Origin of the sequence: Anaerolinea thermophila UNI-1, from assembly GCF_000199675.1 — a bacterium.
Taxonomy (GTDB): domain Bacteria; phylum Chloroflexota; class Anaerolineae; order Anaerolineales; family Anaerolineaceae; genus Anaerolinea; species Anaerolinea thermophila.
The window spans coordinates 1,881,497-1,902,352 of sequence record NC_014960.1 but is presented as its reverse complement, the minus strand read 5'-3'; the positions used below and the strand labels follow the sequence as shown (position 1 = coordinate 1,902,352).

12 protein-coding genes are annotated in these 20,856 nt (G+C 47.1%); 8 read left to right on the top strand and 4 right to left on the bottom strand.

The window, feature by feature from the left end:
* Nucleotides 1-33: 33 nt before the first annotated feature.
* On the bottom strand, nucleotides 34-945 hold the full coding sequence (locus ANT_RS08490) for a M28 family peptidase (RefSeq protein ID WP_013560098.1): 912 nt from the start codon (nucleotides 943-945) through the stop codon (nucleotides 34-36).
* Nucleotides 942-2,321, bottom strand: a complete 1,380-nt coding sequence (trmFO, locus tag ANT_RS08485; RefSeq protein ID WP_269447656.1) for a methylenetetrahydrofolate--tRNA-(uracil(54)-C(5))-methyltransferase (FADH(2)-oxidizing) TrmFO — start codon at nucleotides 2,319-2,321, stop codon at nucleotides 942-944. The genes ANT_RS08490 and trmFO overlap by 4 nt, the downstream gene beginning before the upstream one ends.
* 92 nt (nucleotides 2,322-2,413) lie before the next feature.
* Here trmFO and ANT_RS08480 point away from each other — a divergent pair, with 92 nt between their 5' ends.
* The 8 genes from ANT_RS08480 to alaS all read left to right on the top strand — a co-directional run bounded on the left by ANT_RS08480 (nucleotide 2,414) and on the right by alaS (nucleotide 18,161).
* Nucleotides 2,414-3,817: an RNA polymerase factor sigma-54 gene (locus ANT_RS08480; RefSeq protein ID WP_013560096.1), complete on the top strand. Its 1,404-nt coding sequence runs from the start codon at nucleotides 2,414-2,416 to the stop codon at nucleotides 3,815-3,817.
* Between the two features lie 463 nt (nucleotides 3,818-4,280).
* The gene (locus tag ANT_RS16295) at nucleotides 4,281-5,780 is read left to right on the top strand and encodes a two-component system sensor histidine kinase NtrB (RefSeq protein WP_172634601.1); all 1,500 of its coding nucleotides are present in this window, start codon (nucleotides 4,281-4,283) and stop codon (nucleotides 5,778-5,780) included.
* The gene (locus ANT_RS08470; protein WP_013560094.1) at nucleotides 5,777-6,946 is read left to right on the top strand and encodes a sigma-54-dependent transcriptional regulator; all 1,170 of its coding nucleotides are present in this window, start codon (nucleotides 5,777-5,779) and stop codon (nucleotides 6,944-6,946) included. The genes ANT_RS16295 and ANT_RS08470 overlap by 4 nt, the downstream gene beginning before the upstream one ends.
* A 63-nt stretch (nucleotides 6,947-7,009) precedes the next feature.
* Nucleotides 7,010-7,333, top strand: coding sequence for a hypothetical protein (locus ANT_RS08465; protein ID WP_041454853.1), 324 nt, complete (start codon nucleotides 7,010-7,012; stop codon nucleotides 7,331-7,333).
* A 9-nt stretch (nucleotides 7,334-7,342) separates the two neighbouring features.
* On the top strand, nucleotides 7,343-8,254 hold the full coding sequence (locus tag ANT_RS08460; RefSeq protein WP_013560092.1) for a hypothetical protein: 912 nt from the start codon (nucleotides 7,343-7,345) through the stop codon (nucleotides 8,252-8,254).
* Nucleotides 8,212-12,636 carry a tetratricopeptide repeat protein gene (locus tag ANT_RS08455; protein ID WP_155818073.1) on the top strand — a complete coding sequence of 1,475 codons (4,425 nt, stop codon included), beginning with the start codon at nucleotides 8,212-8,214 and terminating at the stop codon, nucleotides 12,634-12,636. The genes ANT_RS08460 and ANT_RS08455 overlap by 43 nt, the downstream gene beginning before the upstream one ends.
* Nucleotides 12,633-15,263, top strand: a complete 2,631-nt coding sequence (locus ANT_RS08450) for a C25 family cysteine peptidase (RefSeq protein ID WP_013560090.1) — start codon at nucleotides 12,633-12,635, stop codon at nucleotides 15,261-15,263. The genes ANT_RS08455 and ANT_RS08450 overlap by 4 nt, the downstream gene beginning before the upstream one ends.
* Before the next feature lie 162 nt (nucleotides 15,264-15,425).
* Nucleotides 15,426-18,161, top strand: coding sequence for an alanine--tRNA ligase (gene alaS, locus ANT_RS08445; protein ID WP_013560089.1), 2,736 nt, complete (start codon nucleotides 15,426-15,428; stop codon nucleotides 18,159-18,161).
* A 49-nt stretch (nucleotides 18,162-18,210) separates the two neighbouring features.
* On the opposite strand, the gene ANT_RS08440 is transcribed toward alaS, so the two are convergent.
* Both ANT_RS08440 and ANT_RS08435 read right to left on the bottom strand, forming a co-directional pair.
* Entirely contained in the window at nucleotides 18,211-19,641 is a 1,431-nt protein-coding gene (locus tag ANT_RS08440) for a leucyl aminopeptidase (protein WP_013560088.1), read from the bottom strand.
* Entirely contained in the window at nucleotides 19,638-20,825 is a 1,188-nt protein-coding gene (locus ANT_RS08435) for a metallophosphoesterase (RefSeq protein WP_172634600.1), read from the bottom strand. The genes ANT_RS08440 and ANT_RS08435 overlap by 4 nt, the downstream gene beginning before the upstream one ends.
* Nucleotides 20,826-20,856: the final 31 nt, after the last annotated feature.

Sequence of the window (20,856 nt, the reverse complement as noted above, 5' to 3'; positions counted from 1 at the left end):
ACCCCCAGATTTTGGATTTGCCAATTTGATGTGTTATTCCTCATGGATTCTTCCATGATATTTGACTAACCATTCCAGTAAGGTATCGCCGACGGCTTTGAGACTTTGAGGGGATACTTTATCGGGTGTATCCTGGGTTGTATGCCAGAAAGCATAGCCGAAATCAATGATATCTACTGCTGGAATACCTCTTTGAATAAACGGGATATGATCATCCAGAATACTGGGGCCCGGTTCGTTAACAAAGATCGTTTCATATCCTAATTCCTGGGCAATTTTCCATAATGTTTGTTGCAGTTTGGGAGAAGAATTGCGCTCTAGAGGTAGCCGTAAAGTAGAGTCTCCCACCATATCCACGATGACAACTGCCTGAGGCATGTCAATGAGGGAGTCGGCGAAAACAGTAGAACCTTGAATCCAGTTTTGTTGCTTGATTTGTCCCTGATCTTCTGCATCAAAAAACACCAGCACGACCTCTACAGGTAAATCCGAGGGAATAACCCTTGCAAGTTCGAGTAATACAGCAACCCCTGAAGCACCATCATTTGCTCCTGGAACGGGGCTTGTCTGTTTTTCCGGGTCAGGATCACGATCGGCAAATTCTCGGGTATCATAATGGGCGCCCAGAATGATCAGAGGCGCACCTTGATTTCGGTGTGCAATCAGGTTCAGAATGGGGGCTTCTGGCGTGCCTGCCTGCTGAATCTCAACGGACCAGCCTGCTTCATTCAATTGATCACTTAGCCAAACAAGCATTTGTTGATGCCCTTCGCTTCCCGGGTGACGTGCCCCAAAGGATACCTGAGTAAGGACATCCTGATAAGCACGCTCTGCATTGAAGGTGGTCGGCGCTAAAACAGGTTTGCGTAACAACCATAATAGTAGGAGCATGCAAACTAGCGCCAGAAGGCTGGTCAATAAAAGGCGAAATGTTCGTTGTCTCATTTGTTCTCTCTATCTTCGAGAGGAATATAATTTTTCTCTGCCCATTTTCTTAGATTATTTAATGCTCTCTCTACATATTGTAGTGCACGTTGTGATTTTCCAGGTGCCGGATCAGGAAGCGCGGGCAAGATGCCAAAATTGGCTTTCATGGGCTGAAAATCCTTAAGAGAGGCATGAGTGACATAATGGCAGAGCGCTCCCAGCATTGTGGTTTCAGGCAGTGAAACCGGTGTTTCCCCTTTTAAGAGGCGCGCAGCATTGATTCCTGCCAGCAAACCCGTTGCAATATTCCCCATGTACCCTTCTACCCCGGTAATTTGTCCGGCAAAAAACAGGTCTGATCTCTTTCGGAATTGTAAAGTGGGAAGCAAAAGAGCTGGAGATGCAATAAAGGTGTTTCGGTGCATTTGTCCGTATCGGACAAATTCGGCATTCTCTAAACCTGGAATCATGCGAAAGACGCGACGTTGTTCCGGGAATGTCAGATTGGTTTGAAAGCCCACAAGATTATAGAGGGTGCCCGCCAGATTGTCCTGACGGAGTTGTACTACGGCATATGGACGTTTTCCCGTGTGTGGATCCCGAAGTCCGATAGGGCGCATGGGACCGAAAGCCAGAGCCTCTTTTCCTCGAGCCGCCAGGACTTCAATGGGAAGGCAACCCTCGAAATACTCGTGGGCTCCTGCCCTTACCCCATGCTTAATTTCTTCTTCAAATTCTCGCAGAGGAATGCGTTCAGAGTTGAGCAGGGCTTCGATAAATTGCTCATACTCCTCTCGGGTGAAAGGGCAGTTTATGTAATCACCTTCCTCTATTACACCTCGCTGATATCGAGATGCTCGAAAGGCTTTTTCCATATTGATGGTTTCGGCTCGAACAATAGGAGCAATAGCGTCAAAGAAAAATAAATGCTCTGTGCCTGTCAGTTCCTGAATGGCTTTCGAAAGCGTTGGAGAAGTTAATGGCCCTGAGGCAATGATAGCAGGTCGTGAGGGGATGGTGGGGTATTCTTCACGTATTACCCGGATATTGGGGTGAGACTCGATTTTCTCAGTAATGGTTTGAGCAAACATCTCCCGGTCTACTGCCAGTGCCCCCCCCGCTGGAAGCGCGCACTCTTCGGCAACACTTAGAAGCAGAGAACCCAGGAGTCTCAGTTCTTCTTTCAATAAACCCGAGGCTCTATCAACGAGTGCAGATCCAAGGGAATTGGAACACACCAATTCCCCCAAAAAGGAAGTTGAGTGCGCACCGGTACTTTTTTGGGGCCGCATTTCGTAAAGATCAACCTTAAGCCCCGCTTTTGCGGCTTGCCACGCGGCTTCTGAGCCAGCCAAACCACCACCAATGATGATTATGTCAGCCATAGGATGTATTTTACCAAAGCATCTTCAGAACACAATTGGAATTGGTATGAAACTTGCAACCATAACAAATTGATATATACTTTTTCGGAAGAGGGAAATTTATGCTCCATCATCTTCCTTTACACACAATCAAGCCCCTTGCAACGGCTCATCTGGCTCAAACGATGAGCCTGTTAAGTCTGACTGCCACGGAATTACAGGAACACATCGAAGCAGAACTGTCGTCTAACCCGGCATTGGAAATGCTGGATGAATTACGCTGCCCTGTGTGTCACAGAAAATTGCCCCCACAGGGGGTTTGTCCTGTCTGCAGTCAACCTGTTTTGGGGCAGGGTGAAGAAGCGGTTGTGTTTATTTCTACACGGGAAGTTTACACAGGCTTTGGAGACCCTCAGGAAGAAGATGATCGAGAAGATAACGGGGTACTGGAAGAAGAGAGTTTGGCTGTTCATGTCTTTCGACAAATAGCCCCAGATATTCCCCCGGAAGACCGTAAAATTGCTGCTTTTTTGCTTACACATCTCAATGAAGATGGATTGCTCACCATCTCTCTTCAGGAAATCGCTTCGTATCATCATGTCTCTCTGGAACGAGTACGCAGAATTCAGCAGATGATTCAACGTGCCGATCCTGCTGGTGTGGGAAGCATAGAGCCAAAAGAAGCCTTGCTGGCGCAACTGGATCTTTTGGAAGAAGTGCAACCCGTACCATCCCTGGCGCGAAAGGTCATTGAGGAAGGATTGGATCTGCTCTCTCGTCATCAGTTTCACGAGTTAGCGCGATTGATGAAAGTCTCTGTGGGCGAGATTCAACGCGTTGCTTCTTTTATTAGCAAAAATCTCAATCCTTACCCGGGACGCTCTTTCTGGGGAGATTCAAAGGGGGGAAAGAGTCTCACTCAACAGGTGTTTTATAAACCGGATATTTTGATTTCTCTGGCGAGTAATGGGGAACAGGAAGTCCTGGTAGTAGAAATTCTCTTTCCTCTTTGGGGAACCTTACGGGTGAATCCTCTATATCGCAAAGCCCTTCAGCAAGTGGATGAAGAATTGCGCGAAGAGATGCGTCAGGATTTAGAACGCGCTTCTCTGTTTGTGAAATGCTTGCAGCAACGCAACCATACCATGCAAAGATTGATGCAACGTCTGGTGGCATGGCAGAAAGATTTCATTATCAAAGGGGAAAAACACTTAAAGCCCCTGACTCGAGCACAACTTGCGAAAGAATTGGGTGTACATGAATCGACCATCTCTCGAGCAGTGGCGAATAAAGCTGTTCAGTTGCCTTCGGGAAGAATCATTCCTCTCTCAGATTTCTTTGACCGAAGTCTTTCGGCACGTATCGTTTTGAAAGAGTTGATTATGCATGAAACCAAGCCTTTGAGTGATGCCGAACTGGTTAAACTCATGGCGCAAAGAGGTTACGAGGTAGCGCGCAGAACAGTGGCAAAATATCGGGCAATGGAAGGGATTTTGCCTGCCAACTTAAGAAGGGCGTGTTATTGACATTGATATGAATTCTAGCGAGCGAGGATTTCGGTTGAGTCCTCCCTGGGGAAAACCACAGTCCCAGGGTTATGAAGGTTTAAGCCGGTTGTTGAGTCAGGTTTATCAACCTGCTGTTTTACTTATGCTGCCGGAGGGACAATTATTATTTGCCAATTCTGCCTTTCTTGAGTGGACAGGTTGGCAATTGGAAGATATTCTCCGCCATAAATGGATTTGGTTGCTCAATGAAAATACCGTTCCCAGACAGGATGGGGAAGAAGGTTTTTTTACTCATATCCGTTGCAAGTATCGGGATCCTCAGCCCGCACGGGTCCGTCTTATAGATCTTGAGAATGAAGGAAGGCGTTTTTCTGTAGCATTCTTTTCTCCAGAGGCCTCCAAAGGGGAACGTGAACGCAAATTTGATGATCGTTTGCTGGATGTGATAGAGAAAATTTCCAGCATTTCTCTGGAGACGCCTTTGTCCCATTCCCTTAAGTACATTTGTGCTATGGTTTCCCGTTTGCTGGATGTGGAAGCCTGTGCTTTGTATCAGGTGAGTGCTCTTTCTCCCCAAATGGTTAAGATTTGCAATGGTGGTGAAGAAGATGTCTTTCCGCCGGTGATGACCTTGGCAGATCTGGTGCGTCTTACAGGGATACAAATCTGGACGCCAGGACGCCGTGCCTTAACCCTGGTTCATCGCGCAGGGCAGGAACAGGGGTTGACCTTTGTAGCCAGTGCTTCTCTGGGCAATGCGGGTGGCGCGATTGGTCTGCTGGTGCTGGGTGGCAGGGGAGAGGTCAGAGAAGAAAGAGTACTATCCACACTACGGATGCTCAGGCGCCAAATTGCGGCGTTTTTGGAAAATTATCTGAAAGTTGAGGTGATTCAAGAGCGGTTATCGGCTATTCAACAGGATTTTGATGTGCTGGAGTCTGCTATTAATGGTGTTAACGAAGGGATTTTTATCCTGAAGCCGGATTTGCGTATAGATAAAATAAACGTTCGAGCGGAATGGTTGTTCGGATATGCCCAGTATGAAATTGTTGGCGTTCCCGTGGAGAATGTACTGATAGGTTCGGATCGCCTTCGCCCTTCCCTGGAAGCGGCTTTGGAAGGTGTGCCTATCCATACCATTGGAGACTTGTCTCTTCATCGCCGGAATGGATTGTCTTTTCCGGCGGTCGTTCAGGTGGTAAGGGTACCAGCGGAAGGCAAGGTAAATGCACTGGTTGTTCTGGTTACAGATGTAAGCGAGGGTGAAGCCATTCGAATTCGCACCCAACAACTGGAACAGCGGGCTTTGTTAGGAGAGGTGACCTCAGTGTTCGCTCATGAGGTTCGTAATCCCATTAACAACATTTACACAGGACTTCAGGTTCTTTCTGCAACGCTTCCTCCGGATGACGCTAATCAAGAGCACCTGACACGTTTGCAGCAGGATTGTGTCCGCCTGAATAACTTGATGGAATCTGTGCTTAATTTCTCCCGGAATACTCAATATAAATTTGAGCCAGTGGACCTAAAAGATTTTCTTCAGAGAATTTTAGATCGTTGGCGTCCTCGTTTTGGAAAAGTAAATATTGAAGCGCAATTATTTGTTCAAGAGGGTACGCCCAAAGCCTACGCCGACCCTCGTTCGCTGGAACAGGTTTTTACCAACCTGATCAGTAATGCTGTAGACGCAATGAGTAAAAAAGGGGGACACCTGACCTTTCAGGTATCTCCCAAAATTGGTTCTCTGGGACGGTCTGAGGTGGTCATTGCCGTATTGGATGATGGTCCGGGTATCCCTGATGAAATTCGTGAGAGAATATTTGAACCGTTCGTGACCACGAAACCGAATGGAACAGGCTTGGGATTAGCAATTACAAAGAGAATTGTCACAGCCCACCATGGGAGTATTCAGGTAAACTCATTCCCTGGAGGTACGGTATTTGAAGTTACCTTGCAGGCATATACAGGAGATGAATCATGAGTCTAACGATTTTAGTTGTTGACGATGAGGAAAATTTTCGGGTGAATACAGAGCGTTATCTTGCTACACGAGGCTATGAAGTCATTGGCGCTTCGACCTTGCAAGAAGCCAGGGAAATTCTCATCAAGGGGATAGCAGATATCGTGCTTCTGGATGTCCAACTACCGGATGGATACGGACCTAACTTGCTGTACGAAACTACTCAAATGGTATTTCGCCCCCCCATCATTCTGATCACGGCTTATGGGGATATTGACATGGCTGTTGACGCTATGCGCAATGGCGCGCACGATTTTCTAACCAAACCAATACAATATAACCAGTTAGAGAAGTCCATTGAGCGTGCCAGCGAAATTGTCACCATGCGCCGCGAATTGTTGCATTTACGTCAAGCCCAGAAGAATCAGAATTTCGTCGCTGGTAAAAATCCAAAAATGCAATCGGTACTTGCTATGGCAAAACGGGCGGCAGAGATGTCTGTCTCCGTCCTGATAACAGGGGAAACCGGAACAGGAAAAGAAGTTCTGGCAAAATTTATTCATTCCAGTGGTCCACGGGCAAACAAACCTTTTGTACCCATCAACTGCGCTGCAATCCCAAACACTATGTTAGAGGCCGAATTGTTTGGCTATGAACCCGGAGCCTTTACTGGGGCTGAAAAACGGAAACATGGATTGATGGAAGTTGCGGATGGTGGGGTACTTTTTCTGGATGAAATTTCTTCCATGCCACTGGATATTCAAGCCAAGATGCTTCGTGCATTGGAGGAACGTGCGTTCCGCCGGGTAGGTGGGTTGAATCAAGTCAAGGTCGATGTTCAAATTGTTGCCGCTTCGAATCGTGACTTAGCCCAGATGATCAAAGATGGAAACTTTCGGGAGGACCTGTACTACCGACTGAAAGTGGTGGATTTGCATTTATTGCCTTTGAGAGAACGTAAAGAAGATATTCCCGAACTGGTGGTTTTTTTTATTCGTCAGAACAATATGAGACTGGGAATGAATGTCCGGGATGTCACTCCGCGAGCTATGGAGGTCCTAATGAGATACCACTGGCCAGGAAATATTCGTGAATTGAGCAATTCAATCGAAAGGGCAATGTTGTTCTGCAATGGAGAAGTCATTGATTTACCTGATCTCCCGGACTTGAGTATTCATTTGGGATGAGATAACCCTTCTGGCATGGTTTTTGCACCGTTGCCTCCCGAGAGCATTCGATCGGGAGGCAACATGATTAATTTAGGTGTTGAGCAATTCTTGATGCTGATGGCGGTCAGTCTGCTGGTCTTGGGGGTGATCTCACTGGCGGCTGGTGTGCTGATTTTGACCTTTCGAGTAGGGGGAAAGGACATTCATACTCTTGCCAGCCAAACGGCTCGCATGGCGCAGAAAGGCTTGGCAGATGATATTGCCGGGCTGGTTGGAAATGCTTCCGCTCTCCTGGAGGCGCTTAACCAGTTGGTGCGAACCACATCAGGGGTTGGGGTCTTTCTTATCCTGGTGGGGTTTATGCTTTTTGCATCCGCTTACTCGCTGGTAACGATGGTCCCATAGGAGGGCTGTATGAACATGATTTCATTCATTGAGGAATTGAAAGGACTTGTGCCCTCTGAAGATGTTCCCTGGATACTTCAATCTATTCGACAGGATGAAAGAATTGAACAGTTTATTACCACAAGTGGAGGGTTTTCCCGGGTAAAAAGATTCCTGGGACCTGACCCGGTTAACTGGTCTCCAGGACAAATTGCTTTGCTTTCTCTCTGTGACGATGATTTTTCTGGAGAGTGTTCAGCGCATTTCTATGAGGACCTCATTGCAAGCCTAGAGAAGCAAGCATCTGACTTTCTAGAAGAGGTGCTTCACCAGCGCAAAAAAGTGGTCTCCCTTGGTGAATCTGCTCTGCTGGGAATTGCCTTAAGAAATCTGGCTCACCGGGAAGGGTGGCAGACTGCTTTTGAAAAAATTACCCACAAAGATAGGCGAGACACCTATTCTCTTTGGAAGACCGCTATCCTCGTGAGCGGTGATTTGCAAGAAGAACCTTTAGAGTGGGCGAAACACTTGTTCATAGAATTTTATGAGCCATTGATTTGGGAGTGGGGGATTCACTGGCTCTCATCTCGTTTCCTCCCTTTGGATAGAAAAATAGAAATCACTGTAGAGCTGCTGGTAAAAGCCGTACCTCTTGTTCAAATTGAGGTTCTACAACGCCTCATGGCAAGGGAATGCCGGCAATGGAGCCAGAAAGTTGCGAAAACTCTGCTGGATAATCATCCCCTCCTGAACTCCTATCGAAAAAAAGTGGATTTGATCGTCTTAATGCTTCTGAAATTCTGCAGCATGCGCTATCTCTTCATCAACTGGCTACGTTATACTCCATTGCAGGAAAAACCACATTTTCTGAATCCGTTTATAGAGCCGCCTTATATGCTGTGCAACACTGGCAAACGGAAACGACCCTTCATCAGGTTGTGATAAATCGCAAAATATTGGATGTACCACAATTAAAATCTCTGGTTCGCAAGATTTGGTCCAATCCTTCACCATCAAAAAAGTTAAGATGGAACTTGGATGGGGCTCTCATGGCTCATTCTGAGGCTGAGCGCCTTCAAGCCATTGACACGCTTGAGAATTTTGAAGACCCTGTTTTTCTGCTGTTGAAAGCCAAAGAACAATTATCTCAGGGGAATCATGCGGTTACCCTGGAATTGGGGAAACTTGCTGTTGAGAAATTTGATGAACTATTTGAAACAGAACTTGATACCTCTCTATTTCAAAGTCTGTCTGAGAATTGGCAGGCGTTCATTGATGATTTACTACTTCTTGGTTTAACCTCAGAAGCACTTCATTGCACACAAAAAATCCTTACCTTACGGCCAAATGATTCTCAATTGTTGCGGATTCACAGTGAAATCGCACTGAGATTAATGGATGAGGAACAAGCCTACCAAACAGCAAAAATTGCTTTTGCAATTTCTCCAAATGACACTGATCTTTGCCGTTACCTGGCAAGTGTATGCGAGAAAACTCATCGGTGGCAAGAAGCTCAGGCTCTCTGGAAGACTTTGCTCTTTTCCTTACCCACGAAACATCAAGATGTAAGTCTCCATCTATCCTATATTCGTTCTTCTTTCTATGCGGGGGAAGATGAAACCGTCATACAAAATTGTCAGAAACTTCTGGAGCAACACTCCGATTGCAGTGAGGCTTATGGGTGGTTAGGCAAAGCCTTTCTGAGGACGGGAAACGAAGAGGAAGGAATAGCCTCGCTCACTCGCGCTACTTTGCTCTCGCCGGAAGACGAGCGCTGGTGGTTAGCCATCTCGGAGTATTGGTTATCAAAAAAGGATGTTCAATCTGCCTTGAACACCCTGAAATCCGCCGCTATGGCAGTTCCTGAAAGTGGCTCAATTTACTTCCATTTGGGCAACCTGCTTTTACAGCAAAACCAGGTGTCTGAGGCATTGATTTATTTAAGAAAAGCCTCTGCTTTGTACCCGGATAACCCAGAGATTGCCCTCCGTCTGTGTCAGGCATTGCATGGTTTGGGCTTTTTAGAAGAGGCGCGCCGGGTGCTGGTGAATCTAAAAGGCAAGTGGAACGCTTATCCTGAAATGGCTTATGAGTATTCAAAAATTGCTGTTAAGCAAAATGATTACGAAGAGGCATTGGAGGCTCTGGAATTTGCTGTTCGTGGTGAGCATTCTCAAACAGAATGGGTGTATGAATATGCTCGATTGGTTCTCAAATATCCAAGTCCGTCAAACGCATTAAAGAACTTGCATCTTGAACAGGCAGAAGGGCTTCTTAGGCAAATTCTTTCCCAGAATCCAGGAGATGAACAAGGACTGCTGTTGCTAGCCGAAGTACTTGTGCAGGTTCGTAAGCCTGAAGAAGCCTTTCGGGTGTTCTCTCAACTTGCAGAAGATGAAGGCTTCATGAGTGGGCTTTCAGGGTGGAGAGTACTACATGGCTTGGGAGTCACCTCTATGGAAATGGGTGATCGGGATGCGGCGCTGGTTTTCCTGAAAGATGCAATTTCTCATCAACCAGATAATCCTTCACTGCTCAGAGATTATGCTGAAGCCTGCGTGAAGGCTCGATTTGATCAGGAAGCGCTCAATGTAGGTGAATTGGTGTGCCGCTTAACCCCGAACGATGTGGATACCGGAGAATGGTTTGCCAATTTGGCCATTCGTTTGGAGAAACCAGTCTTAGCGATTGAGAAATATCTCCACCTCACAACACTGGCTCCACATCGTTTGGATTTGAAATTATCTTTGGCAAGTTTACAGTTGAAAGTAGGAGCGGTGGAACAGGCTGCTATTGTATTGGACGAGGTGCTTCAAACCGGAACAGTGGATGCCGAAATCCTGCGACAAGCCGGCTATCTGTTTTTGAGCATGGAAAAAGTGTCGGAGGCGGTACAAGCCTTTGAAAAAGCACTGGCAGTTTCATTGCAACCGTGTCCTATCCTTTTGAAAGATTTAATGAAAGTTTATGAACAAACAGGCAGAATTGAAGATGCGGTCAAGTCCGGGGAAATGGCTATCCGTTTGTGCCATGATGATCCTGAATTGCATTTAGAATTTGCCCGCTTATTATCTCGTATCGGCAGAGATACCCATGCTCAATCGATCCTGCTTCAGGCATTGTCCCTGGAGCATGTGGAGAATCCCTTGCTGCGCTCAGAAATCCACAAAGAATTGGCATATCTCGCGTGGAAACAAGAGGATTTTCTGAATGGGTTAATGTATGCCGAAATGGGATTGTTGGAAGACTCCCAATCGGTTTCTTTGCGCTACCTGCAGGGCTTGTTTACTCTCTCTCTGGTCCAGTGGGAAAAATCTCAGCGATTACTTCAGACCGTGGTTTTGGATGAGAAACTGCTCACTGAGAAGGATGGAGTGCGTTTGGCTCTGCTCAAGGGACATGTACTCTTAAACAATTCACCAGCGGAAGCAGAAGAAGTCCTGCATTTCCTCGCAGAACATGGTGAAGCATCTGCCGAGTACCTGCTCTTGAAATCTCGATGGCTGGCGACAACAGGGTATTATGTGGAAGCGAAAAATATATTAACTTCGTTGCCCTCAGACATTCAGCAAGATTGGGTGCTTTGGAAAATCTGCGCTGAAAGAGAAAGTCTCTGTTTCTCATCGGCTTTGCACCATGTTCGGGAATTTCTCCAGAACCATACCGGGAATCCCTGGGCAATGCTGGAGTATGTAAAGTGTGTGACGATTGGCAAAGAGATCAGCCAAATGAGCCGCTTGCTCAAGATTAAACCTGGTGGGGAATTGTCTCCCTTTGTTGATGAATTGGATTGGGAGAAAGCCGAACAAGTGCTCCAGAAATTGAGCGGAATGGTGAGCGCAGACGAACTTCGGGATTGGTCTATCCGATTGAAAGTCGCTTTTGATCCTACTGCCGAACATCTGAAGATGCTTGCCGGAGCGGTGCGCTCGGCAGATGAAGCCGCGTGTCTTATCCAGGGACTCCAAATGGTGGGGAACTTACAAATGGCTCTTCAGATTGCTCACCCATATGGGAGAAATGAAAAGGTGCGTTTTCAACAAGCCCTGTGTTATTTAGAAAAAGATTCTCAAAAAGGATTGGAGATTGTCCGTCAACTGTTGACTGAACATCCCCAGCATCCTCTCTACCAGGCTTTATTCGCTTTTCTTGCCAAAGATGCGGGAGAGAAAGATTCAGCATATCAAGCGATACTCTTGGCTCTTGCACAGTTCCCTGAAGAACCGGAATGGCAAGCCATTGCAGCGGAGTTGGCAGTAGAACTGGGAGATGTTGAACAGGGAATCCTTCACTGGGAAAAGGCTGTTTCCCTTCGCCCTGAACGTACTGATTATCTGATTGAACTGGGTTGGACCTATATGATGGTTGAGGCTTACGAGAAAGCCGCTGAAATCCTTTCACGCGCTGTGAAGATGGAGTCTTCCAACTCATCTGTTTGGTTCAATCTTGCCCAGGTATATAAGCATTTATCCCGTGTAGAAGATGCTATATCCTGCGCATTGCGTGCTAGTGAGGTGGATATCACTCACGTGCAAGGATTTATTCTGGCTTCGGAGTTGGCATTGGAGAATGAAGATTATGAACAGGCGAAGAAATATGCCGAAATGGCGTTAGAAAGAGATGCACTTAATCCTAAAGCCATCATGGCGATGATTCGGGTATATAACCACCTGAATAAAGAGGAACAAAGCCTGTCCATGCTGGAAACCTTACATGGAAAATTACCCCCGATTCTGGAACTGGATCTGGAAAAGGCTTCTCTCATCTATCGATTGCGGGGGGCGCAGGCTGCGTTATCAGTAACTCAGCGACTGGTAACCGATTTTCCAGAAGACGCCAATGCTTTGGCCCTGCACGCTCAGGTTTTAGCGGATTTGGGTGATGTAAAATCGGCAGAGCGCTTTGCTTTTCGTTCATTACGCCAGGAGCCTAATCAACCAGATCTAGCCCTTTTCCTTGCGAAGATGCAAAGGAATAACGGACAACTCGATCAAGCAGTGCATCTGCTTACTCAAGCCATTGCCCTTGATCCGCAAAACGTTGAACTGTACATCGAACTTGGGCAGGTTTATTCTGAACGTCGAGAATATGATCTTGCATTGCAGACTTTCCATCATGCTATCCGAATTGCTCCACATGACCCTCGGGGATACTATTACACCGCATTAATCTTACGAGATGGGAAGGACTTTTCAGGGGCAGAGAGGATGTTGCAACATGCCGCAAAACTTGCTCCAGATGATGTTGTCATTCACAGACAATTGGTAAGCGTTATGGCGCTTAATCTGATTCACAAATCTCAGGAAGCAGGAGCCTCTTTATGAACTCAGAAATGAAAGAGGGAATCGAATTTTTGCACCGTTCTACTTTTCTCTACCTTTCACGGTTGGCACTACAAACAGAGGCGTATCAGTTTGGACGTCAGGCGTGTTTACACTGGCTGTCAGTATATCCAGGAGATCTGGAAGTGCGTCACTTTTATTCCAAAATGCTAGCAGGTGAAGGGAAAACGGAACAAGCGTTAAGCCTTCTGGGTAAATTAGTCCTTGTTGACCCTGAGTTTGTGGAGGCTTATCGGGAAATTGCACGCATCGCTCCACCAAATTCGCCTGAACATCAAAATGCAATATCCGCATTGTATTTGTTAGGGGATGAGCGTCCTTCCCATCTTCCGTTGGCTGAGTGGGCATTACCTGCTTATTCCCTGATGAGAGCAGGAGAGGGAGCAAAACTCGGAGGAGATGAGGCTCAAAAAGCGCTTTTTAGCCATACCGAATTACCCCTGGTAGCTGTTTGGATGTATTTGAAAACTCTGCTTCCAGCAGTTCCTCAGGAAACCGCCTTAACCTTGCTGGAGTATTATCATCAGCAATATGAAGACTGTGTCCCCATTGGCTTATATCTGGCTGACTTATGGATGAAAAAAGGAAAGGAAGAAGATGCCATTGCTTTGCTTCATTATTGCGCATCTCTTGATGTTGCTGGACAGACTGTAAAACGTTTGTGGGGAGATGAACATCCCTATCGTAATTTGTGGTTGGGGGACCTTTTTATTCCGTTTGATTTGCCTGTTCCTGCTCAGGTGGCTGTAAGATTCCGGGGAAATTGGCTTGAGAGCGGCTCTTGTCAAAGTGGTGTGCTTGATGAACCTCAATCCGACTCGGTTGAAACCATAGAATCCCGCTCGGAGGGTTCTCAGGAGTATATGTCTGAAATGGCAAACAGGTCTATGGAAGATAAAACACCCAAGGATCCAATACAGGGACGAGAGCCTGCCTCAAAGGATCAGGAAGTTCAGGAGATTGAGCGAGAACTGGATCGAGTAGCCAGGCGGTTAAAGAAAAGCACACTTACCCGATTGGATGGTCGTTACCCGGTGTATGTGATTTTTTCATCCTGGCAAGGGCTGGAAGAGCAATATGGTGTCCAGACCACAAAAATCATCGATTTGGAATTACACCGTTTAGGTGAAGCCATCCAAAAGCGTACAGGGTGGCGTTTCCTTATTTTTTACCCGGATCTTGTAGCCTCGGTTAAACCACTTGGAATAGAGACGGTAAAGAACCGAGATCCATGGTCTCTTAAACTTTCTTTGCACGATTTAGATCAAGCCCTGTCAAAGAAAGGAGAGATGATAGGGGCACTCTTAATTGTGGGCGGGGCAGGTGTTGTGCCTTTCCATGCTCTGCCCAACCCAACGGATGATTATGATCAAGTAATTTACTCTGATAACCCGTATGGAACATTGGACTCTAATTATTTCATTACTGAATGGCCCGTTGGACGTTTGCCGGGGGTTGACTCCAGCGCCGATGCCGGGCTCTTGATTGACTCAATCCGTCATCTGGTTCTGTACCATCAGCGGGGTGGAAAGAATTGGATTAATTCCAATGGACAAGCCACTTCCCTTTTCAAATTCTGGAATGTCATTTTGCAATTTCTGGGTGCTCATAGAAATCCGCCGAATGTAGGCTATTCCGCGGCGGTGTGGCGCAGGTCGTCTGTAGCAGTCTTTCGCCCTGTAGGAAGTCCTCACAACCTCTTGATTTCACCTCCTCAGGATGCCGCCAGTTTGAACGTAGATCGCCTTCTCAAGCCTGAGTTAGCCTATTATAACCTTCATGGATTGGAAGATAGTGGAGAGTGGTATGGGCAACGCGATCCAGTTGAGTCGGAAACGCTGGTTGATTATCCTGTTGCGCTTTCTCCTGCCTTAATCAAACGCAATGGGCATGCTCCCAGAGTAGTTTTCAGCGAAGCGTGTTATGGTGGGCACATTTTTGGTAAAACGGAAGATCAGGCAATGGCTTTGAAGTTCCTTTCTGTGGGAACGATGGCTGTCATTGCCTCGACAGCGATTTCTTATGGTTCAGTGAATACACCACTCATTGCTGCAGACCTTCTGGGAAATTATTTCTGGCAGGAACTTCGGAGCGGACGAAGTGTTGGTGAAGCGTTGATGCTAGCAAAGATTGAATTGGCTCGTGAGATGAATCGACGACAAGGTTATCTGGACCCAGAAGATCAGAAAACGTTGCTCTCGTTTGTTCTTTATGGCGATCCACTGGTTCGTCTCCAATCCGGTGGAGCGCGGAGAAAAACGGCCTTCCGATTGAAAAAGTCTCCCGTTATTCGAACAGCTGGGGAAACGGAGGTGCGCGATGCAAGTCTTTCTGTGAATGAGCAGGTAGTTGCTCAGGTAAAACAAATGGTGCGGGAATACTTACCCGGCATTGAAAGCGCCGAGGTAAAAATTCTCTCCTGTGCTCCTTCAGAGAAAACATCATCTCAAAAGGCTGGTAAGAACGCTCAGACTGAAGCCGAAATGCCTGGAAAATATGTGATTGCCGTCTCTAAAGAAGTGCCCTATGCCCGATCGGTTCATCGTCACTATGCAAAAGCAACCATTGATTCGCAAGGTAAGGTGGTCAAGCTGGTTGTATCCAGATAATTAGACAATACGGGTTGCCTCCTCTCTTGGCTGTTGGGCGAGAGTCATGGACTTTCGCCCAACGATTTTAAATTTATGGAGACCTTATTATTGTCAAGCCATCTCCGCTGGCTTATAATTTCCTTCCAAGTCATTGTTATCACGTATGAGGAGCAGGGTGTTATGAAAAAGTGGACTGGTGTGGAGATTCGTCAGACGTTCATTGATTTCTTTGTACAACGGGGACATACCTTTGTCCCTTCCTCTTCCTTAGTTCCCGGCGGGGATCAAACCTTATTATTTACCAACGCAGGTATGGTGCAATTTAAGGATGTCTTTTTGGGTACAGACCACCGGCCTTACTCCAGAGCAGTAAATTCTCAGAAGTGTATGCGGGTTGCAGGAAAGCATAACGATTTAGATGATGTTGGAAGAGATGATACCCATCATACCTTCTTCGAGATGCTTGGTAACTGGTCTTTTGGCGATTACTACAAGAAAGAAGCCATTGCTTGGGCTTGGGAGTTGCTCACCCAGGTATATCAACTGGACCCTGCTCGGTTATACGCTACCTGTTTTAAGGATGAAAAAGGGGATATTCCCACGGATGAAGAAGCCGCTGAAGTCTGGCGTTCCCAACCGAATTTTAACCCGGAGCATGTCTTGTTCTTTGGGCGAAAAGACAATTTCTGGGAAATGGCAGATACGGGCCCTTGCGGGCCCTGTAGTGAAATCCATATTGATCGCGGTCCCGAAGCCTGCGACAAAAAAGGTGTTCCCGGACATGTTTGTCGGGTTAACGGGGATTGTAAGCGTTTCCTGGAAATCTGGAACTTAGTATTTATTCAGTACAATCGTTTAAGCCCTACCGAGTTAGAACCCTTGCCTCAACGTCATGTGGACACGGGAATGGGGTTCGAGCGCCTGGTTTCCTTATTGCAAGGAGTAAGCTCAAATTACCGCACAGATTTGCTCTGGCCCCTTTTGCAAAAAACTCAGGAACTTACCGGTCATACCGACGCTGAAAGAGAAGCCAATATTACCCCTTATCGGGTGATCGCAGACCATGCCCGAGCAGCAACTTTTCTCATTGCAGATGGTGTGGTGCCTGGAAACACGGGCAGAAATTACGTTTGCCGAATGATCATTCGGCGTGCCGCACGCTTTGGTGGAAAAATTGGTCTCAAGGAACCTTTCCTTGCCAAAGTGGCTGAGGTGGTCATTCAGAATTACGGGGATTTCTACCCGGAACTGGTACGGAATCGCACGGCAATCCTGGATGGCATTACGCGAGAAGAGGAAAGATTCCAGCGCACACTTGAATCCGGGATGAAGGAACTTCAGGAAAGTCTCGATGGCTTGAAGGGAAAAGGGGAAAAAATTCTGGATGGCAAAAAGGCGTTTGATTTGTACGCCACCCATGGTTTACCGCTGGAATTAACCCGCGATATTGCTCAAGAGCAAGGATTGGATGTGGATCAGCAGGGCTTTCGAGACGCAATGGAAGAACACCGCCTGGCTTCTGGGGCTGGCAAAGCCTTTGGGCCTCTTGGGGGCGAGGATGTGGACCTGTATCGGCCTGCGCTCGAATCTCTGCAAGCAGAAGGAAAACTCGGTAAAGCAGGTGTGGAATATAACCCCTATGAATGGTTGGAGGTGGAAGGCGAGTTGCTGGCTCTCTTCCGTGAAGGCCAGAGAGTCTCTTCTGTGTCTGCAGGTGATCAGGTGGAAGTTTTGTTGCCTCGGACGGGATTCTATGTTGAGGCGGGTGGTCAGGTTTCTGATGCTGGGACCATCGTATCGGTCAACGAACCTCGTTGGGAGATCCGTGTCACCGAGATGCGGAAGCCCGCCGCGGGGGTAATTGTGCACGTGGGCGAGGTCGTGCGTGGCACTCCAACGGTAGGAGATTGGGTAATTGCCCGCGTAGATACACAGCGCCGACGTGACATCATGCGCAATCATACCGCTACCCATCTGCTTCATGCAGAATTGCAGGAAGTGTTGGGAGAACATGCCCGTCAGGCGGGGTCTCTTGTGGCTCCCGATCGTCTGCGCTTTGATTTCACGCATCCAGAACCCTTGACGCCTGAACAATTAGAACGTATTGAAGCGGGGGTGAATCGAGCCATATTGGAGAATATTCCTCTTCAGACTCGCGTGAAGCCACTTCAAGAAGCCATTGCTGAAGGAGCAATGGCATTGTTTGGGGAGAAATACGGTGAAGTGGTGCGCACGGTGATGATTGGCGAGACTGACCCCTTGTCATATGAATTGTGTGGAGGAACTCACGTTCACGAGACAGGAGATATTGGTTTGTTCCTGATTGTCAGCGAAGGCAGTGCCGCTGCGGGAGTTCGCCGGATTGAGGCGGTTACCGGACGCGGGGCGTATGAACTGGTGCAGAAGCGCTTCCGTAACATGAGAAAAACTGCCGAGATGCTCTCGGCTTCCATGGATGAAGTACCTGAGAGGGTTGAGAATTTGCTGGATGAAATGTCCATCTTGCGCAAAGCCGTGGCATCTTTGCGTCAGCAGGTAGCCTCTCTTGCGTTTGATCAGGATCTGGAGAAGGTTACCTTTATTGAGGATGTGGCAGTCCTTACCAGTTTGATTCAGGGCGTGGATGCCGATACCTTACGATCTCTTGCGGACCGTTTCCGCCAGAGATATTCTACGGGGGTGGTTGTTTTAGCCAGCGTAGTCGATGGCAAACCGGTGATTATTGGGGCGGTTACCGATGATTTGGTTAAGCGCAATTTCCATGCTGGAGATTTGGTCAAGCGTGTTGCCGCAGTAGTCGGTGGAGGCGGTGGTGGACGCCCGACACTGGCTCAGGCGGGAGGGCGAGACGTGAGCCGGTTGTCTGAAGCCCTTGACCAGACATATGGTTATGTTAAGGAAAAGACGCGCAAGTAAATTTTTGACTCGATTAGGAGAAGCGCTGGATTTGCCAGCGCTTCTCCTTTCAGGTTGAAAATTTCTTGAGAAACTCGATTAATAAACGCACGCCAAACCCGGTTGGACCCTTGGGGGAATAGGGTAAATCCTTAGGAGTATTTGCTACCCCTGCAATATCCAGGTGCGCCCATGGGATGCTGTCATCCACGAACTGCTTAAGGAACATTCCGCCTAAAATGGCGTGCCCTTCTCTTCCGCCAGAGTTTTTCAAATCGGCATCGTCGCCTTTGAGTGCTTGCAGATATTCCTCATCCAGGGGTAACTGCCACAGGCGTTCCCCGCTTGCTTCACCTGATTCAATTAAATTCTGGATTAGGCTTGGGTTATTCCCCATAACTCCTCCAAACACGCGCCCCAGGGCTACAATAACTCCCCCTGTTAGGGTGGCCAAATCGATGATGGCTCTGGGGGTATAATGTGTTTGAGCGTATGTTAGAGCATCTGCCAGAACAAGACGCCCTTCTGCGTCCGTACTGATAATTTCCACAGTTTTTCCGGACAGGGTTTTGAGTATGTCATCCGGACGATAGGCGGTGGATGAGATCATGTTTTCGGCTGCTCCTACAATACCCACAACGTTGATGGGGAGTTTAAGAAGAGCGGTTGCCAGTATAGTGGCGATCACGGCGATACCACCGCATTTATCGTATTTCATTCCCTGAATGTTCGTAGTATCCTTCAAAGAGTATCCGCCTGTATCAAAAGTAATTGCTTTACCAATCAGGATCAAAGGAGACGTGTCTGATAACCCTCCCCGATATTCCAGAATAATCATTCGTGGTGGAGTGTGGCTGCCCTTCCCAACGGATAATATTCCTTCTGCGCCTATTTTGCTTAAGGTTTGATCATCGAGGATTGTGCAGGTCAACCCGTTTTCCTCTGCAAGGGTTTCTGTCCACTCAGCCAGGGTGACCGGGTTAATGACATTGGCTGGTTCATGAGCCCAATCTCTTGCAAGATACACGGCTCTGGTCACGATGTTCAGGCGTTCAACGAGATCCTTAACGGACATGGAATCTGTCCTGAGAAAGACTGAAATTACTTTTTCGGGTTCGTTATTTTGTTTGTAGCGCTGAAATTGATACCCTCCCAGGAGGATTCCTTCCAGAAGCGCATAAAGTGAATCAAGGTTGTTTTCTTCGTATAGCCAAGAGACACTGAGCTCTACTGATTGTACAGGATGGTTGATAAGCCACTTCCCAATTGAACCACCCACTTTTCGATAGGTTTCCTGGTTGATTTTTTCTTGCTTCCCCAGCGAGACAACCAACCGACTTTTGCCATGGTCTTGAAGAAAAAGGGATTCTCCTGCAGTGGCAGGTTCGCCTAATTTAGGCGAATCGGGGGCAAATATTAGGGAGACTTCCAATTCTGCGAGAGTTTTATCAGGCGCTATGGTAATTTGAAAGGGAATGTTGGGGTGAGTAGGGGATTTCATGAATTCTTCTCCATAGATGGGGTTTCATTGGTTGATTGATTGGTTATTCCTTGGATTTCCCATAAAATTATTTCAGGGGGACACAGGAAACGCACGCGAGGTGCTGCTTTTCCTTCTAATCCAATACCCCGGGTGATATACAGAACAAGGTCTCGAATCTGGTACCGCCCGGATTGGAATCTCCTACCATAAAGTGAAGCGGTAAATAAGGGGCCAATTAATGGAAAGCAGACCTGTCCTCCATGGGTGTGACCTGCTAGCATCAAATCGAAGGAATACCGAGCCGCATTGGGGGCTAAATCTGGAGAGTGGTAAAGAAGGATTGAAAAAACATTCGGGAGGTTTTCAGAAAGTTTCTGTAAAATTGGTTCATCCTGGAATGGGCGGTGGCTGCAGGTAATTCCAGAAATTGCAAAGGGGGTTGAATCTTTCTCTACTATTACGGTTTCATTTTTCAGCCACCGGATGGGTATTCCATCCAGGATCAACGGCACGACATTTTCCAGGTCAACGGCTTCAGACCCTGTCACCGCAAAAGTACCTAACGGAGCATTCCATTCTTTCAGAATCTCTCTTACCTGTTGAATGGCTACCGGGTCCTCATTATAGGAGAGATTTAGAAAGTCCCCTGAAAAAAGGATGATATCTGGTTGAAGGCGCTGAATCCATTCATTCAAGATTTTCTCCCTCTGTGTGATTCGCTCCAGATGAAGATCTCCTAAATGAAGGACACGCAATGAGAAGTTTTTGGGGAACTTTTCAGTTTCCAGTTTCTGATAGGTCACTCTTAATCGTTGCGGTTCAATCCAGAATCCATAGATAACCAAAAGGGTTCCAAGAAATTGAGAGGCCAACCATAAGGGGAACGGGAGTAAGGCGAAAGGAATTCGCAGGATGGCTAGGATCAGAGCAGGTGGCTTTGCCGGTCCAAATGAGATTTTTTTTACAGGCAAAAGCAGGAGAAGTAACCAGTCTGCAATAAAGAAAGCAAAAAGAATTAATGTTTGAACATAGTTTGGATAAGTGACAAATGTAGCCAGTAGAAAAAGAATGACGCTGAACAGAGAAGAGGAGATCTTCTCAATGTCATCAAAACGTCTGAGGATGCGATCAAATTCATTATTCAACGTGCCGGGGAAGTGTTTTCGCCTGGTGAAGTCCTGGATATTGTCCAAATTAAGCACCCTTTCTTCATTCATTAAACCAATGGTAGAT

Excerpts from the sequence above, each read along its gene's own strand:
- ANT_RS08470 (WP_013560094.1), top strand. The coding sequence starts at position 5,777 with ATGAGTCTAACGATTTTAGTTGTTGACGATGAGGAAAATTTTCGGGTG.
- ANT_RS08440 (WP_013560088.1), bottom strand. The coding sequence starts at position 19,641 with ATGAAATCCCCTACTCACCCCAACATTCCCTTTCAAATTACCATAGCG.
- ANT_RS08460 (WP_013560092.1), top strand. The coding sequence starts at position 7,343 with ATGAACATGATTTCATTCATTGAGGAATTGAAAGGACTTGTGCCCTCT.
- ANT_RS08450 (WP_013560090.1), top strand. The coding sequence starts at position 12,633 with ATGAACTCAGAAATGAAAGAGGGAATCGAATTTTTGCACCGTTCTACT.
- alaS (WP_013560089.1), top strand. The coding sequence starts at position 15,426 with ATGAAAAAGTGGACTGGTGTGGAGATTCGTCAGACGTTCATTGATTTC.
- ANT_RS08465 (WP_041454853.1), top strand. The coding sequence starts at position 7,010 with ATGATTAATTTAGGTGTTGAGCAATTCTTGATGCTGATGGCGGTCAGT.
- ANT_RS08490 (WP_013560098.1), bottom strand. The coding sequence starts at position 945 with ATGAGACAACGAACATTTCGCCTTTTATTGACCAGCCTTCTGGCGCTA.
- ANT_RS08480 (WP_013560096.1), top strand. The coding sequence starts at position 2,414 with ATGCTCCATCATCTTCCTTTACACACAATCAAGCCCCTTGCAACGGCT.